13 protein-coding genes and 1 pseudogene are annotated in these 16,825 nt (G+C 42.7%); 5 read left to right on the forward strand and 9 right to left on the reverse strand.

Going from position 1 to position 16,825, the window contains the following annotated elements; all coding sequences use genetic code 11:
• Nucleotides 1–20: 20 nt before the first annotated feature.
• The 4 genes and pseudogenes from APA_RS10000 to APA_RS10015 form a co-directional block, all read right to left on the reverse strand.
• A pseudogene (locus tag APA_RS10000) lies at nucleotides 21–617 on the reverse strand (IS630 family transposase); the annotation flags it as partial.
• Between the two features lie 11 nt (nucleotides 618–628).
• Nucleotides 629–967, reverse strand: a complete 339-nt coding sequence (locus tag APA_RS10005; protein WP_201320605.1) for an IS630 transposase-related protein — start codon at nucleotides 965–967, stop codon at nucleotides 629–631.
• A 114-nt stretch (nucleotides 968–1,081) separates the two neighbouring features.
• Nucleotides 1,082–2,650 (reverse strand): IS5 family transposase, encoded by a 1,569-nt coding sequence (locus APA_RS10010; protein WP_201322139.1) that lies wholly within the window; start codon nucleotides 2,648–2,650, stop codon nucleotides 1,082–1,084.
• Between the two features lie 374 nt (nucleotides 2,651–3,024).
• Nucleotides 3,025–3,909: an MBL fold metallo-hydrolase gene (locus APA_RS10015; RefSeq protein WP_201322140.1), complete on the reverse strand. Its 885-nt coding sequence runs from the start codon at nucleotides 3,907–3,909 to the stop codon at nucleotides 3,025–3,027.
• Nucleotides 3,910–4,424: 515 nt separating this feature from the next.
• Here APA_RS10015 and APA_RS10020 point away from each other — a divergent pair.
• The 3 genes from APA_RS10020 to APA_RS10030 are packed head-to-tail and all read left to right on the forward strand — an operon-like array spanning nucleotide 4,425 to nucleotide 8,831.
• Nucleotides 4,425–6,812 carry a cation-translocating P-type ATPase gene (locus APA_RS10020; RefSeq protein ID WP_236579492.1) on the forward strand — a complete coding sequence of 796 codons (2,388 nt, stop codon included), beginning with the start codon at nucleotides 4,425–4,427 and terminating at the stop codon, nucleotides 6,810–6,812.
• A gap of 59 nt (nucleotides 6,813–6,871) precedes the next feature.
• Nucleotides 6,872–7,192, forward strand: a complete 321-nt coding sequence (gene sugE, locus APA_RS10025) for a quaternary ammonium compound efflux SMR transporter SugE (protein ID WP_201322141.1) — start codon at nucleotides 6,872–6,874, stop codon at nucleotides 7,190–7,192.
• Nucleotides 7,193–7,238: 46 nt separating this feature from the next.
• Nucleotides 7,239–8,831: a CPBP family intramembrane glutamic endopeptidase gene (locus APA_RS10030; protein ID WP_201322142.1), complete on the forward strand. Its 1,593-nt coding sequence runs from the start codon at nucleotides 7,239–7,241 to the stop codon at nucleotides 8,829–8,831.
• Nucleotides 8,832–8,856: 25 nt separating this feature from the next.
• On the opposite strand, the gene tilS is transcribed toward APA_RS10030, so the two are convergent.
• The gene (tilS, locus tag APA_RS10035) at nucleotides 8,857–9,870 is read right to left on the reverse strand and encodes a tRNA lysidine(34) synthetase TilS (protein WP_201322143.1); all 1,014 of its coding nucleotides are present in this window, start codon (nucleotides 9,868–9,870) and stop codon (nucleotides 8,857–8,859) included.
• A 255-nt stretch (nucleotides 9,871–10,125) separates the two neighbouring features.
• On the opposite strand from tilS, the gene APA_RS10040 reads away from it, so the two are divergent.
• Nucleotides 10,126–11,292, forward strand: coding sequence for a hypothetical protein (locus APA_RS10040; protein ID WP_201322144.1), 1,167 nt, complete (start codon nucleotides 10,126–10,128; stop codon nucleotides 11,290–11,292).
• Nucleotides 11,293–11,401: 109 nt separating this feature from the next.
• Nucleotides 11,402–12,004 carry a hypothetical protein gene (locus tag APA_RS10045; protein ID WP_201322145.1) on the forward strand — a complete coding sequence of 201 codons (603 nt, stop codon included), beginning with the start codon at nucleotides 11,402–11,404 and terminating at the stop codon, nucleotides 12,002–12,004.
• Nucleotides 12,005–12,072: 68 nt separating this feature from the next.
• Here APA_RS10045 and tyrS read toward each other — a convergent pair whose 3' ends face one another.
• From tyrS to APA_RS10065, 4 genes are all read right to left on the reverse strand, one after another.
• Entirely contained in the window at nucleotides 12,073–13,287 is a 1,215-nt protein-coding gene (tyrS, locus tag APA_RS10050; RefSeq protein WP_201322146.1) for a tyrosine--tRNA ligase, read from the reverse strand.
• Between the two features lie 66 nt (nucleotides 13,288–13,353).
• On the reverse strand, nucleotides 13,354–14,205 hold the full coding sequence (locus tag APA_RS10055) for an Rpn family recombination-promoting nuclease/putative transposase (RefSeq protein ID WP_201322147.1): 852 nt from the start codon (nucleotides 14,203–14,205) through the stop codon (nucleotides 13,354–13,356).
• Between the two features lie 8 nt (nucleotides 14,206–14,213).
• The gene (locus APA_RS10060) at nucleotides 14,214–14,954 is read right to left on the reverse strand and encodes a type IV pilin-like G/H family protein (protein WP_201322148.1); all 741 of its coding nucleotides are present in this window, start codon (nucleotides 14,952–14,954) and stop codon (nucleotides 14,214–14,216) included.
• Between the two features lie 146 nt (nucleotides 14,955–15,100).
• Nucleotides 15,101–16,825: an ABC transporter ATP-binding protein gene (locus APA_RS10065; RefSeq protein ID WP_201322187.1), complete on the reverse strand. Its 1,725-nt coding sequence runs from the start codon at nucleotides 16,823–16,825 to the stop codon at nucleotides 15,101–15,103.

Genomic DNA, 16,825 nt, shown 5'->3' on the forward strand with positions numbered 1-16,825 from the left:
TTATACAGCCCATTGAGCGATTAAGTAGCACAGTAACAATACTTAGTAAACCAATTTTTGAAGAAATCCTTTTCTAACAAAAAAGGGAAAATGTTGATTAAATGCTGGAGTAGTTTTTGAGACTGAGGTCTGAGCAATCTAATAAAATATTTGAGAACCGACCACATCATCTCAATTGGATTAAAATCAGGAGAATAGGTGGGTAAATACAAAATCTTAGCTCCTGTATCTGTAATTGCTTGTGCTACACCCTCAACTTTATGGCAGTTAAGGTTATCCATGATTACTCTATTCTCAGGACGTAATTTAGGTACTAGGTCATCTTTGATAAAGGTGAGAAAATCTTCTCCTTTCATTGAACCCTGAATCGTTTTCAGCCAGACAATACCATCGACCGAAATAGCCCCAATGACTGTGTATTTCTGACCTTTGTAAAAGGGGCGATGGCTGAATACTCTTTTGCCACGCTCACTTCTTGCCACAGAGCGTTCCATCCCTTGCCATACTCCCGTTTCATCAATACAAATAAGATCTTCAGCTTTCACATCCTGCAATGCTTCCCAAAATTCACATCTTTGCTGCTGTACTGCGTCACTTTTTACCTTTTCACTGCGATATGTCTTTTTTTTTACGTGCTGTTATGCCTCTGGAAAAATCGGCACATACTGCCCGTGGTCACTGATACTCCTGTTTGTTCAGCTACTTCCTCACAGTACTGCCATAGTGTCCAATCTGGATGTTCTGAAACAATTTCGAGGATTTTCTCCCGATGGGCTTCGAGGGGACTTTCGATTTGACTCCCTAATGGTTTGTGGTTTAGCTCTCCTGTCTCTCGGTATTGATTCAGCAGTGTTTGCACTGTTTTCGTAGCCACTTGAAATTGTTTAGCTACTTTCCTAATGGATGTATTTCCTGCTTCATAGGTTGCTACGATCTTTTGTCTGAGATCTAGTGAGTAAGGTGGCATTTTTACCCTCTTTTTTTATCATCTATCCTATTTTATCTTGTACTACTCTTTCACTCAATAGGCTGTAGTTAGGTATTGAGTTAGAGAGCTAAGTAGGGCTTCCTGAAAAAGAGGCTAAGCGGAAAGTAGTGGGTAAAGAGGAAGAGGATGGTACTTTGACAGTCTACTAGGAAATTGCCAAGCAAGAGAATTAAAGGTAAGGATTGATTTTACTGAAGGAAGAACCAAGAGTTGGGCGCAAACCGTAATCAAAGAAAAACCGAAAAAAACAAGCCGCCTGAGCAGCGATTCCAAATTCATCACCAAGAAAGTGATAGCGATCGCCGTTTCCGACGTATTTGCCAACTTGGTCATAACGCGATTTAAGCTGAACCGTCGTTTAGCCTGTCCAAACTTACCTTCAATTTGATTACGAACCTTAGCATCTTCGAGAGTTTGCTTGCGAATAGCCGCCACATCATCGGTTACAGGTCTGCCCAAAGGCGGAGCCGTAATCCGAATACCCAGATTTCGACAATAGGCGCGATTGCTGCGAGTGCGGTAAATCTGGTCAAAGTAAACCGCTTCAGGGTAATGTCCAAAGCGAGATTTAAACAATTCTACTTGATGCTGTAAATCCCCCGATTCATTGAAGTTATCCCAACTGAGATGGTCGAGAAACGCATGACCATCCACACAACTAACTGAGAGTTTAGCGCCAAACTCCACAGGTGTGCCTGACTTACCTCTGACGATTGGACGCACATGAGGTTGAGTAATACTGACGATGCGGTCGTCTATGCGATGACAACCTTGCTCGTACATCAATTGTTGTTGCCGATATACTTCACTGACGACCAGTAAGTTCCGATAGAGATTCTTCTTCAATTCTGATAGCTTTGCTCCTGCGCCAATTAGGGTGTCAATATGGGCAAGATTGCGACGGACATATCCCAACTGTTGGCGTAATGCTTTGCGAATCTTTTTAGAATTGGGTTTGCGTTGTTTGGCAATTTGTAGATAAGCTGTCCTTGCTTCACGGCGATAGGTGCGTGGTTTCTTCGGTAATTGTTCTTTCACTTGTTTGTAAAGAGCATCAATCACAATTTCCGTTTGTTCTCTTGCTTCGTTCAACAGCTTGATGTCAGTGGGATAACGGATGTCAGCTGGCGCGACTGTTGCATCTAGCAGCAATTTTCCTTGGTTTGCTGGTTCTGTTTCTTTCTGTTCCTTTTCTACTTTCTTCTCTTCTTTTTCTGCCTTTTTGTCCTGCTTTTCTTCTTTCTCTTTTTGTCCCGATTCTTTGGGAGGCTTCACAATCCGTTCGTTGATTCTCCCCACGATCTCTAGGTTCAATCGTTTGCGGAAGTGTACCATCATACTTGCTTCAAATGGTGCTTTGTCGCTGTACTCTGATATGCCTAGGAAGTATTGTAAATATGGGTTCTCGCGGATCTGTTCCACTGTCTCTTCGTCGCTTGTTCCTAATTTTTCTTTGATTATCAGCGCCCCAAGTGCCATCCGAAATGACTTTGCTGGCGCTCCTTGTTCTTTGCTAAATTGTTCGGCATATTCACTCTCAAATTGTTCCCATGGTACTAGTTCCGCTAATCTTACCCATCGATTTTCTCCTGACAGTTTCCCGCCAAATGGTAAGTAGAAATTCTCGAATGATAGCTGTCCCGTGGGAGATTGTCGGCACATGAAATTTTATTTGTGCAAGGGTTTTCCTTGCTTTTCCTGCTTTTTCTTGCATTTTATCAGTTTTCGATCTCCTTGGAAACCTTTGCTTGTATGCTTTTCTTGCTTTTTCAGCAAGCCCTAAATATCCTGAGCTAGAAAATTATCTGAAGTAAATTAGGGGAATGATGCGAAGAGTGTGATCGCCTAGGGTCTCTAAATCTCCAGCAAAAAACAAGAATTTGAAAACACTCTCTTAACGCGATGTGCAACTAAAAGGCTGGAAACCCTGATTTCTCGTAATGCGCTGCTAAGCAATTTGGATTTTAGGTAGCTCAAACAACCTCAGGTCAATAGCTCAAAAATAGTTGCACATCGCGTTCTCTTAGTCTAGGAGTTCAAACTTTGACTAGAGGCTTTGCATCAGCGCGAATAGGAATAGAAATATACATTCCTTCTCTTGCCATTACTGCCCCCGCAAACTTCTCTTGAGCCAGCCGACCAACCTCATCCAAGTAATCATCACTATGCAAAGGATCATGGTGAAAAATTACTAAAGTCTTAACATTTGCAGCCTCGGCAACTTTGATCGCCTCTTGCCAAGTCGAATGCCCCCAACCAACTTTTGGACTTGCACTTGACCAATATTCTTCATCAGAATAAGTAGCATCCATAATCAACACATCCGCATCGCGAGCTAGATACACAAGATTTTCATCAACGCGATCGCCAAAGTGTTCAGTATCAGTAGCGTAAACCGCTACGCGATCGCCACAACTAACTCGATAGCCTGTTGCTTCCCCTGGATGATTGAGTATTCCTGCCTCGACCTTTACCCCATTACCAATCTCGATCACATTGGGAACTTCAATATCAAAAAACTCTAAACATGATGCCATTACTCGTAATGGCACTGGGAAGTTAGGATGATGCATCTGTTCCTCCAGTCGATCCTGCATCGTTTGCCCTGTCGGGGCAATTTTTCCGTAGATTTTAAATACATTCCCTTTGATAAAAGCAGGCGTAAAAAAGGGAAATCCTTGAACATGATCCCAATGACTATGAGTAAAGAAAATACTTGCATCGACGGGCATCTGCTTTAACAGATGCTGACCTAAAACCCGAATCCCTGTTCCCCCGTCAAAAATAATGCGTTGACCTTGGCAGCGCATTTCTACACAAGGAGTATTTCCTCCATAGCGCACTGTGGTCGGGCCTGGAGTGGCTATACTGCCACGTACACCCCAAAAATGAATAGAGAACTCGCTGTCAGAAATGGACATTAGCTAACTCATTGTCAGAGAATTTTTAAACCATTGGGGCAAGTCTGAAAACCTAGAAAATTTTAGTAAATTTCTATTTTTAAATTGTTAATCTCAACACTAAGCGTGAATATTAAACGATATTACAAACCTAGCTAATCTTGGTGAGTTTACTACGCTGATCGTTGATTGTGTCAATTTATTATCTAGTATGAATAGTATCTAGTACCAATCGCCAGAACTTTAAATCTAAACATCTCTAATTTTAGCAGTCACATAGAAAGAGCAAGGTAAGTAGGCAACGATTTAAATATCAGAATGCTGTATCGGAATAATTACCCAATCAATCAAATTAGATTAGGGTATATGCTAACCCTATGTATTGCTTTGTGGCTATCAGCTTTTAGTACTAGCTATTGACTAATAGACACCGTAAGACTAAGTCTGCTAGTAAAACCCTAAGTCGTCAGGTTGTGCCCTGCAGGGGCACAACCTGACGACTTAGGACGATTTTTATAAATTTTGGATACAAGTTTGTGACAGTGCCTCAATCAACAGCAACACCTATCTCGCAATCTAGTTTGCAATCTGGCTCCTTAGCCCTAGCGATCGCTGGCATGAAATGCGCGGGTTGTGTGGCAACAGTGGAAAAACGTTTGCTTACCTGTGTAGGGGTAAAGGCGGCAAGTGTGAATTTGCTAACCGAAAAAGCAACCGTAATTTATAGCGCTGAAAATTCAGCACAGGAACTAGCACCGCAATTGATTGAGGCGATCGCCAAGGCAGGTTTTTCGGCTGAGTTTATTGATAAAGGCGATCGCAAAGCTGTTCACAATTCCGTATCCCAAAACTCTACTAAAAATTCTTGGTTCGGTGTTAGTCAAGAAATTGCCATCCCTGCATCATTGGTAATTTTAGCGATCGTCGGACATTTAGGCTTGATCGGTGTTGCTGATTTGCCCATAATTGGGAATATGTATGCTCATTGGGCAGTCTCCACCATCGCGCTAGGCTGGATTGGGCGACCGATCTGGTGGGACGGGCTGAAATCGCTGTGGTATCGTGCTCCAAATATGAACTCATTGGTGGGTTTAGGGACAGTTTCGGCATATTTAGCGAGCACGATCGCCTTATTTGTACCGCAGTTAAATTGGCAATGCTTTTTTGAAGAGCCTGTGATGCTGTTAGGATTTGTATTGCTAGGTCAAGCTTTGTTAGAGCGCGCCAAGGGTAAAGCGTCCAATGCAATTCGAGCTTTGATGGAGTTACAACCCCCTAGCGCCAGATTGTTAGTAAGCAGTGCTGATGGCGATCTGCAAGTGCCGATGCCTGTGGAAGATCTGCAAGTAGGCGATCGCATCGTAGTTTGGGCTGGGGAAAAAATTCCTGTTGATGGTGAAATTATTGCTGGTAGCTCTAGCGTCGATGAGTCAATGCTGACGGGAGAATCGATGCCTATTGCTAAGCAAATAGGAGCGCAGGTTACGGGAGCAACCCTAAATCTGACAGGAGCAATCACAGTTCAAGTGTTGCAAACTGGCTCCGAAACGACTTTGGCACGGATTGTCTCGCTTGTGGAATCAGCACAGGCCAGCAAAGCGCCTATTCAGTACTTAGCCGATCGCGTGGCGGGATATTTTGCCTATTCAGTAATGGCGATCGCCGCTTTGACATTTCTGATTTGGTTCGGATTGCTCCATGCTGAAATTGTGTTTAGTTTGCGATTAGCGATCGCGGTTTTAGTGGTGGCTTGTCCTTGTGCCTTGGGATTAGCAACACCGACCGCAATCATGGTCGGTACGGGAATCGGTGCCGAAAAAGGCATCTTAATCAAAGGGGGCGCTAGTCTCGAAAAGATCGATCAATTATCCGCAGTGATTTTTGATAAAACTGGCACTTTGACTACGGGCAAGCCTGAAGTTACCGATGTTGTCACCAATGATTTAATAGTTTTTGGACGCAAAATCATCGATCAAACTACTTTCAAAAGTATGGTTGAAGTGCGCGAAGTACCGACATCAGCATTACGGATTTTGCAATTAGCTGCCAGTGCGGAAGTGGGCGCAAATCATATTCTCGGTGCAGCCACGATCGCTAAAGCTGAAGAATTAAATATCGAGCTATTACCCACTCAATCTTCGCAGATTGTGACAGGCTGCGGTGTCGAGGCAATGCTTACCACTGGCGAAACAATTTTGGTGGGCAATGGTGCATGGCTGCAAGAGCGACAAGTAGAAATTTCCAGCGAAATGTTAGAGCGATCGCATCAACTTGCCGAATTTGGCAAAACTCCTATTTTTGTCGCAATCCAATGTAGTAAAGCCATGGGGGCAAGTACATTCGATTTAGTTGGCATGATTGCCATACGCGATCGCCTCAAGCCAGAAGCCTATGATGTAGTCCGCCAAATCGAAGCGATGGGTTTGCAAGTCTGGATGCTCACAGGCGATCGCCAAGAAACCGCCAATGCGATCGCTAACCAGTTGGGCATTCCCCCTGAAAGGGCGATCGCGGAAGTCAAACCCGAAGGCAAGGCCGCCGCCGTAATGAAATTACTTGCGGAAGGTCAGCGTGTTGCCATGATTGGCGATGGTGTTAATGATGCACCTGCCTTAGCCAGTGCCACCGTAGGCATTGCCCTCAGTTCAGGTACTGATGTTGCCATGGAGACTGCCGATATTGTGTTAATGCGTCATGACATTAGCGATATCGTCCCCGCGATCCAACTCAGTCGCGCTACTTTTAGCAAAATTCGCCAAAATCTATTCTGGGCATTTGCCTACAACACTTTAGCGATCCCCGTTGCCGCAGGGATTCTCTACCCCAGTTTTGGCATTTCTCTCAATCCGACGATCGCAGGTTTAGCGATGGCTTTTAGTTCTGTCAGCGTAGTTTTAAGTTCGCTATCATTACGAAAAAGATAGGTTGTGCAGCGCGAAGCGCTGCACAACCTATCTTTTTCTGATAACACAATGGATTAACAATGGATTGGATTAATTTAATTATTGCGGGACTATTGGAAGTTGTTTGGGCAAGCAGCCTGAAATTTACCGAAGGTTTCACAAAACCTTTACCCAGTCTGCTCACGCTCTCAACGATTACAGCCAGTTTTATCCTACTAGCCCAAGCCTTAAAAACCCTTCCTGTTGGCACAGGCTACGCAGTTTGGACAGGGATCGGCGTGGTAGGAACTGCGATCGTGGGTTCAGTATTTCTCGGTGAATCGAGGGATTTACCGAGATTTATCTGCATCAGCCTGATTGTGCTCGGTATTGTCGGTTTGCGATTTACAAGCTCAAAATGATAGGATAATCGCTGCTTTGCACTGCCCTCTCGCCTGAACTACAAGAATGGATTCTAAGTCTTTGAATAACAAATCTTTAAATGCTAAGTCATTGCTGCTAAGTATTCTCAGCTTATTGTCTATTTTATTTATTCTCTTTACTTTGCAGGCAAGTTGGAATAATCCGCAGGAGCAGACAAAATTAGACTTGCTCCAAACTGATTTGATTTTGCAAGCCACTCAAATACAAGGGAAAGCTCAAGATAGTCCCAAAGATGACATATTCCAAGTTTTCATCGGCGAAAGCAAACCTCAAGAACTCTATGCACAGGCGCTCAATAGTTATCAAGAAGTACTTAAAGCCAGTAAATCTAATCTCACCAGTCTAGAGCAACTCCTACAATCTCCAGAGTCAAGAGACTATGAACCAAAGACTCTCTCTAAACAAAAGCAAAAGAAACAAACCAACGTTAGTGAAATCAGCATTCGGACAGGGCTGCTGCAAATTCAAACTGGCGATACTCAAGGTGCGATCGCTACATGGGAAGCCGTTGCAGGATTAGAAGGGCAATCCATGACTAGCTATGGATTAACGGCGCAGATTCTCAAAGGTCTGTGGTCAGAGCCAACAATGTTATTCCCCAATGCTGAAACTCAGATTCAGCGAACACTTGATGGTTGGTATCGCAAAGTTGCCCTAACCAAACTCTATCAATCACAACAAAGAAGCGAAAAAATACCTGAACTTGAACAACAAGCTCAAATAGAAGTTAACGCGGCAATTAATCGTTTAGTCATCATCAATTCCATACCACTAATCGGCGGTAGTGTAGGGATTTTAGTTTGGATAGGCTTACTAGTTCAATGGATTTTCTTCCGCAAATCTTCTCCATTCCATCGGCCTCCCCAAGGCGACCTAGATCAAAATCTCAATCAAGACAATTTGCAAGTACCTTGGGGGTTTGAAACAATTTGGGAAGTCATGGTTCTATGGTTTACCGCATTTTGTCTAATGACCCAATTCGTATTGCCATTAATTTTTGAATTTTTAGGGATCCAAACAAGAGCTAGCGAAGATTACACAATCCAAGCTTTATTAGTTTTGATTCCCTATACGCTCTCAGTTATTCCAATGTTGCCAATTTTGCAAGCTAGTCTTGCCGTCTATCAGCCTTTACCCGAAGGATGGTTTCGCATCAAAATCAAGCCGTCACAATGGCTATTATGGGGAGTTGGTGGATATTTTGCCTCCGTTCCCTTAGTTTTAGTAATTTCTATAATTAGCCAAAAATTTCTCCAAGGCCAAGGCGGAGGCAATCCCCTATTACCAATCTTGACTGATAGCCAAAATAATTTACCTAAGTTCCTACTCTGGACAACTCTTGCGATCGCAGCGCCATTTTTCGAGGAATATTTATTTCGTGGGTTTCTACTACCTTCGCTGGCTAAGTTTTTACCAGTCTGGGGTGCGATCGCCCTCAGTGCCTTTTTCTTCGCCCTAGCCCATTTAAATCTTGCCGATATTATTCCTCTCACCACTTTAGGAATAGTAATGGGTTTTGTCTATTGGCGATCAAAAAATTTGCTCTCTTCGATGCTTCTACATTGTCTCTGGAATAGCGGTAGTTTCTTTGCGCTGATTGCCCTCGGAGGCAAATAGCTAGAAGGTTCGCTTTGCGAACCTTCTAGCTATTATGAAGAACAATCCAAGGATGTGCCACAAATGCGGAAATATTGCCTTTAAATGGTGCGCTCTGCGATCGATTCTGAGCAGTCAATAAATTCAAAAATCTCTCAATATCTTCAAAATTTACCTGATGCATCAAATATCGTGATAAAAACTGCCTAACGATTCTTCTTTGTAAAGCTAAAGGTTGCTCTTGCAAAAGTTGGCGATGCAAGCGCGGTAAGCGCTCATCCCAAACTACCGAAATATTATCTTCAAAAAAGTAACTAGCTTGCTTCTCCAAATAGATTACATCGTCATGCAAAAGCTCTGATGTCTGCGCGATCGCAATTTCTAGCTGGGGATTAAAATGCTCTTGCAAATAAGGAATCGTTTCCAAACGTAAGCGATTACGGCGATAGTCTAGATTTTGATTAGTGCTATCTTCCCAAATAGGAATTTGATTCTCGCGACAAAATGCTGCGGTCTCATTACGACTGACATTTAACAAAGGACGTACCAACTTAATTTCTGGCTTAATTTCTGGCGTAAGCGATCGCACCCAAGTCAAAGAAGCTAAGCCATCGGCTCCGCACCCGCGCATCAAGTTATGTAGCAATGTCTCAACGCGATCGCTGCGAGTATGTCCTGTCACCACATAAGCACATTTATGAATATTCGCCATCTCCACTAGCATCGTATAGCGCCATTTCCGAGCATCAGCTTCACTTGTAAGTATGCTTTCGGCTGTTCTCAAACAAAAATTAATTCCCCATTCCTTCGCAATATTTTCAACATGATTAGCATTAGCACTTGAGTCACTCCGCCACTGATGATCGCAATGGGCGATCGTTAAATTCCAGTTAAGCTTCGCGCTTTGCATCTGTAAAAGCTTCGCTAAACATAGGGAATCCTGTCCTCCAGAAACTGCCACCAAAAGACTTGCATCTCTTGGTAGTATTTCGGGCTGCGATCGTAAAACTGCGTTTAAATTAGCCCGTAATAGTTTTGTAAACCGATTGTGAGAGTTCAAAGGTTATTGTTTGCTAAAAATTGTATAAAAAATGATTATCAATGGCATAATCATGTATAATTTGAAGGCTTCAGCATAAGAGAAATCGTGCGAAGATCTTAAAAGAGTATTGCATTTTTGTGTTGTTTGAATGAGAAGCGATTCGCTTTTCTACTGTTCCGAATTTATTGAGCCAAAGATTGCACGATTTCTGCTAATACAACAGCGAAGTTTGCTTGAGGGTGAGGAATATACAAAATGCAAAAGGGAAGCTCTATGATGAATAAATTAATGCTGGTGTCCGTAGGGGCAGTTTGGGGATTTATGGTGATTACACCAATCAACGCCCTATCTGCGCAGACAAAAGTTGCTAAGAACGCTAAGGTAACCAATTCACAAGTTGCTAAAGACAAAGTAAGCAATACCACAACTTCTAAGAATGGCACAAAAAACTCTACAACAGCTAAGAAAACCCCTAAAATGGGAGTAGCGAAAGCGCCAATTCCACAAAACAAGCTACCTTACACCGCTAAGGATTTAAAACAGCCTCGGACGGATGTTGTGGCGATGCCATTATCATTTAAGCGTGGTTCTTCTATCTCAATTTCTACCAATCCTGATTTAGATCTTGTCGAAATCGCTCAATCTAGTACAACAAACATTGCCCAGACAGGTAACGCAACTTCTAATTCTCCAGATATTATCCGTCAACAGCTACTCATTCGTCCAATTACACCCCAAACTCAGAACGTATTCAAACAAATCTACACACCATCATTGAATGCTGGCACTCCTGTAGCTTTTGGTTTGCAAACAGGTGATGCTTTTATCAGTGTTGTCGGCTCAACTGCTGGAAGACTAAGAGATACCGTTGACGGCAGCATCTCAGTCGGTGCTGGTTTGGGAGATGCTAGCCAGTATGCGGCAGTCGAAGGTGTTTTCAATATCAATAGTATTCGTAACTTTGGTTCTAACGGCTCATTTGATCTCAAGGTTCATCGTCTCATCTATCAAGATGATTCTAGGCAAGCTGCGATCGCTGTGGGCTGGACAAACTTTGCGAACTATGGATCAAACGCAGGAGGTACACCTTCCTCGGTTTATGGTGCTGCAACTATTTCGCAATTGACCAATCCAGAAAATGCTGAGAATCCTCAACCAATAGTCGCGACTATTGGTGTTGGTGGTGGTACATATCGTAAATCTACCAGCAGTGATGGGGTCGGCATTTTTGCGAATGTTGGCTACCAATTTGACCCGCAGTGGGGTGTAAGTACAGCATGGTCTGGACAAGGACTAAACTTTGGTTTGGGCTTTTTACCAGATGTTACTTTCCCCTTAAACCTCACTCTGACTTATTCTGATGTCACGAACAATAGTAATGCAGGCACTCAGGTTATCTTTGGTGTTAGCTATGGGTTTAATTACTCTGGACGTAAGTAGCTCAGCATAGCTTGTGCAGTCCGCGTAGCGAACTGCACAAGCTATGGTTTTGGCTTTTAACCTCGGATAAGTCGCGATCGCTCTGAAATAACCTAGCTGCCAAATTTCTATGAAAAAAATATTTTTGTCAATTCTCGCTTCTACTATCTCTTTTGCAGGTATAGCACCTGTTTTTGCTGGTACAGCCCCGATTCAACCAGGATGTCAGACTTCCAGTATCGCAATTTTGCGGAATACACCGCCTGTTCGTCAAAGCAATTTGCTTAGCATCGATATCAGCCAAGCGATCGCAGTTTTGTTAGGCGCAGCTGGAAGCAATGCTAACATCAGCAACATAGTTGTACTGTTGAGCAATGGTAACGGCAATAGCGCTAGTGTTACCGCAGCCCAAATTGCTTTGAGCGGTCAATTTGCGAGTTTAGGAATTAATATTGCAGCGGGCTCACCTGCGGCAAGTTTGATCGATGCACTAACTGGACTTATTCCTGCTAATTTTAGTGCTGGTTCGGGACAGCTTCAGTCTATTGATCTGAGTAAGCTATCTCTAGCAATTCTGTCTTTTAATCAGATCGTTAATGAACTTGCTGACATCGCAAAAGGTTCAGATGCGAATGCTGCTCAGGCTCAAGCCATTCTAGCAGCCCTATCCACAGATCCGACGTTCACAACGCTTTCGACAACTTTAGCTTCTATATCAAAGGATCTAAAATAAGCAAACCCAAAAAGACAAATGGCGGCGCGAAGCGCCGCCATTTGTCTTTTTGGGGTTAATGATCGCAATTAAACCAAACGCAAAAACTTTTTCTTACCAACTTGCAAGACCTTACCAGATAATTCCTCAACATTGGCGAACGTTCGATCTCTCAATTTTTCACCATCGAGCTTGACTGCACCGTTTTTGATTTGGCTTTGGGCTTCGCTGTTACTCTTGCAAAGTCCTGAAGCTTTAACTAAATAATGTAATGGTGCAGGAAAATTAATCTGACTAAGATCAAATTCAGGAATATCACCAAGATCGGTTGTATTTCCTGCTAGAACAATCTGCTCAGCGTCTTGTTGGGCTTGTCGCGCGACTTCGGGACTATGGTATTGCCCAACGATCGCTAGGGCAAGTTGTTTTTGCTTCTCGCGAGGATTCTCTGGGAGCGTTGCAAGATCAGTATCAGTGAGCAATTCGAAATATTTATCGACAAGAGCATCAGGTACTTTTTCCAATTTGGAATACATACTCAATGGCTCGTCAGTGAGTCCGACATAGTTACCAAGAGACTTAGACATTTTCTGCACCCCATCTAAGCCCACTAGCAAGGGGAGCAATAGTCCAAACTGCGCTGGCTTACCTTGACGATTTTTGTCTTTGAGTTGCAGGTCACGACCGACGAGAATGTTAAATTTTTGATCAGTGCCACCTAGCTCCACATCAGAGTCGATCGCTACCGAGTCATAGCCTTGTAATAAAGGATAGAGAAATTCATGCAAATAAATCGGATTGCCTTTTTCATAGCGATCGCTAAATCCCTCTTTGGCTAACATTTGCCCGACAGTCATGCTAGCTTGCAAATTAATAATTTGCTGTAAATCAAGTTTATTTAGCCATTCCCCATTACGACGCAACTCGAAGCGATCGCTAGAAAAGTCAAGAATTTTCTTGGCTTGCTCTAAATAAGTCTCAGCATTATAAGTAACTTCTTCAGCCGTAAGTCTTGGACGAGCTTCAGAGCGCCCTGTGGGATCGCCGATCTGGGCTGTGAAGTCACCAATAATTAAGACAGCCTTATGTCCTGCATCTTGGAATTGACGTAGTTTCCGCAGCGCAACAGTATGCCCTAGGTGCAAGTCAGGACGAGTGGGATCGATGCCTAGTTTAATGCGAAGGGGGAGATCGGTCTTTTGGATGCGATCGCGCAAGTTGTCAGTTTCGCTATCTGGAAATATTTCGACAACACCACGTTCCAGTAGGGGGGTGAGATTTGATTGAGTTAGGCTTTGAGACATTCTAAAAAGTTACTTAAAATTTTTGTTAACGATAAGGCGAAATCACGAGGTCTTAATCATACTACGCTAAAGGTTTGAGGCTTTTAGAGCTTCTAGCTCATTAATCGATAAACCTGTGATTTGAGAAATTGTGCGATCGTCCAAGAGATTCAACATTTTTCTAGCTATTTCAATTTTGCTTTGCTGGACAGCCTGTTGTATGGCTGTAGCAATAGTGAGACGCTGATCTTGAATAGAAATCTCTTTTTTCTGTTGATCTTCCAACTCACTCAGGGTGAAGTTTGCCTGATTAGCAATGTCAAAAGCTTTTTTGATTTCAGGGACTACGCCCATTATTTCAGGTATTTCTAGCAGAGAGGGAGCTTCATTTAAAAAGAACAGCCACTTATCAATTATGGTTTTTAGCTCTGATAAATGCTTTTTAAATTTAGGAAGCTCCACAAATATCAGTTCAATGTCATAAATTAAATAATCGATCAGAAAATCTCTCTCTTTTAAAATAAATCTTGATATGACCGTGTTAAGTTCTAAAAACATTACAAAATCGGTAATTGTTAGAGCAATCACAGGATTGAGTGGATTATAGGCTTGAGCAGATATTCGTTGAGTGGAATAAGAATGGGCAGCTTTGTATAAAATTCGCTTCTCAAATCCTTCCATGTTCAAGACTTGGATCTTGATGATCACATCATGATTACTATTATCCTCGCCTTTAATTTTGGCTTTGATATCTAGATAGGTATCTTGAACGCCGCGAATTTTTGGTACAACATAAGGATTAATGATTTCTATATCTTGAATGACAGGCTGTTCTTCATAAATCAAAGCATTTAGGAAGCAAATCAATATATCTTTGCTATCTTCCGAACCGAAGATCTTTTTGAAGGCAAAGTCGATTTTGGGATTGATGAAAATCATATTGGTCACTACTTGCTTATGTTAGCGTAACCGTCAGGACATTGCATTTCTTTGCCATCAAATTTGGGTAATCCAGCCTCCTTTGTAGTTGGCTCGGTTGATTCGCAAAGTATCGCAAAGGTAGAAATGTCACCGCCCGCAACAGTTAATAGATAAACAACTCCAATATAGCTTTTGAGTCCTTCTTTTGTTGCTAGCCCAGTTTGTACAGTAATTCCAGAGGAATCCTTAGTATTTGTGGTTTTGATAGAATTTATAGTCTGAGTGTTATAGCGATAATTGTCAGTTTCAGATTTAATGCCTATACCCAAAACATCAATATTTTGACCCCATTTATTTTTCTCAATGAAATAGGCTTGCTGCGCTCTATTTAGCGAACCAACATAGGTTTTCGCTTCAGATTGCCTTGCTCTTTCTCCTTGGCTAGATATATCTTTCAATTTTACGTCATTAGGTAGAGTTACTACATCAGATACTCTTGTAATTTTGCCAACTTTGATAGCTTCCTTTTCATGTTGAGGATCAATGGCAATTATTTTGCCTTCGGAAGAGATCACAATCGTGACTTGGGGAGTTCGAGATGAGGGTAAATCATTAGCATCGACAGTCCAAGTTCCCGCAATCTGTGATTGTGCAGATTTATTTAAGTTCAATAGAATAAAAGCAATTGAGCCAAGCAACAGCATAGTGCCTGAGCCAAACGCAAAGTACAACCAATTTTTATTATTGCTTGGAGGTTGATTAGACATATCAGAATATGCTCTCTCAAGAGAATTACCCAAGTATAATCCTATTCAATTGCATCACAGGTCTTATTTAGAAAAATTTATGTTTTATAGAATAGGTGTTGCAAAGTGAATAATTAGTGGTGCATGGCGAAGCCATGCACCACTAATTATTCACTAGGTAGGGAGTATCCAATAGTATCGAATTGGCGAGAATGTAGCTGAGCATAACGTCCTACTTTTTGGAGAAGTTCGTCATGAGTTCCCGATTCGACAATTTGACCCTGTTCCAAAACGATGATGCGATCGCTATTTCTAATAGTCGCTAAGCGGTGAGCAATGATAAATGTCGTGCGTCCTTGCATTAGGCGTTGTAAGGCTTCTTGGACGAGGCTTTCCGATTCGGTATCAAGAGCAGAAGTTGCTTCATCAAGAATCAGGATTTTAGGATTGTGGAGAACTGCTCGCGCGATGGAAATGCGTTGACGCTGACCACCTGATAGATTAACTCCTCGCTCTCCCACCCATGTATCGTAACCTTGGGCAAGTTCCATAATAAAATCGTGGGCGTTAGCGATTCGCGCAGCATTCTCAACTGCTTGAGTATCGTAATCCTTCTGTCCAAAGGCAATATTGGAAGCAACGGTTCCCGAAAAGAGAATGTTTTCTTGCGGTACGAGAGCTAGTTGTTGGCGCAGGCTTTTGATTTGGACATCGCGAATGTCGTAGCCATCGATGAGGATTTTGCCAGACTTAACATCATGGAAGCGCATCAGCAGATTCATCAAGGTAGATTTTCCTGCACCCGACATGCCGACAAGGGCAATCGATTCGCCTTTGTGAGCGACTAGATTAATATCGGTGAGAACAGGGCGATCGCCTTGATAGTGGAAGCCAACATTTATGTATTCGACCTTGCCTGTGACTTCAGGAAGGGCGATCGCATCGTGCCTTTCGATCACAACGGGTTTAATCTCAAAAATCTCGAAAATGCGATCCACTGAAGCTTCGGCTTGTTTGATTTCGTTATAGCTTCCAGTGGTATTTGCGATCGGATCAATCAATAGCGCAACCCCTGCGCCAAAAGCAACAAACTGCTCAGGTAGCAACCATTTATTAGAAATCAGCCAACCGCCGAGTAGAAACAGAAAACAAATTCCTGCGGCTTCCAAAAAACCAATTACAGGATATTGAATTGCCTTAACGCGATCGGCGGCATATTTACGGCGGCTATTTTGTTCTGATTCTTGTTTGAAACGCTCGATTTCATAGGATTCTGTGGCAAAGGCGCGAACTAACCGAATACCGCTAAAAATCTCGGATAGTAATGCTGCTAAGTTAGAAACTTGATCTTGGCTACGGCGACTGAGCCTCAACATGCGATCGCCAAACCATGCGATTAATATGGCAATCAAAGGCGCAACCGCTAAAGTCGTCAGCGTCAAAATCCAATTCAAATAAATCATGTACGCCAATATAAAAAACAATTGCAGTACTGATGGAATGAATTGATGAAAGAATTTGCCGATCACTTCGCCAATGCGATCGATATCTTCAGTCAGGCGATAGGATAAGTCGCCTGTACGAGACTCAGCAAAATAATCAAGATCAAGGGTTTGCAAATGGGAATAAACATCAACCCGCAAATCTTTTGCAGCATTCAGGGCGGCTTGCGACATCATCGAGTCCTGCCCGTACTGCGCCAATCCCCGAAACACGAACATAACTACGGTGAAAGCAGCGATCTGTAAAATGGCGGTGACATCACCCTTGCCAAGCGCTTGGGCAACCCGTCCTAGTAGTTCGGCAAGGAGAGGCATTGTGCCGATAAAGACTAAGGTACATAAAAATGCTTTGGCAATGAGAAAACGTTGCGGATAGACGTAATCTCGCAT

Source organism: Pseudanabaena sp. lw0831 (genome assembly GCF_016584665.1).
Classification (GTDB): domain Bacteria; phylum Cyanobacteriota; class Cyanobacteriia; order Pseudanabaenales; family Pseudanabaenaceae; genus Pseudanabaena.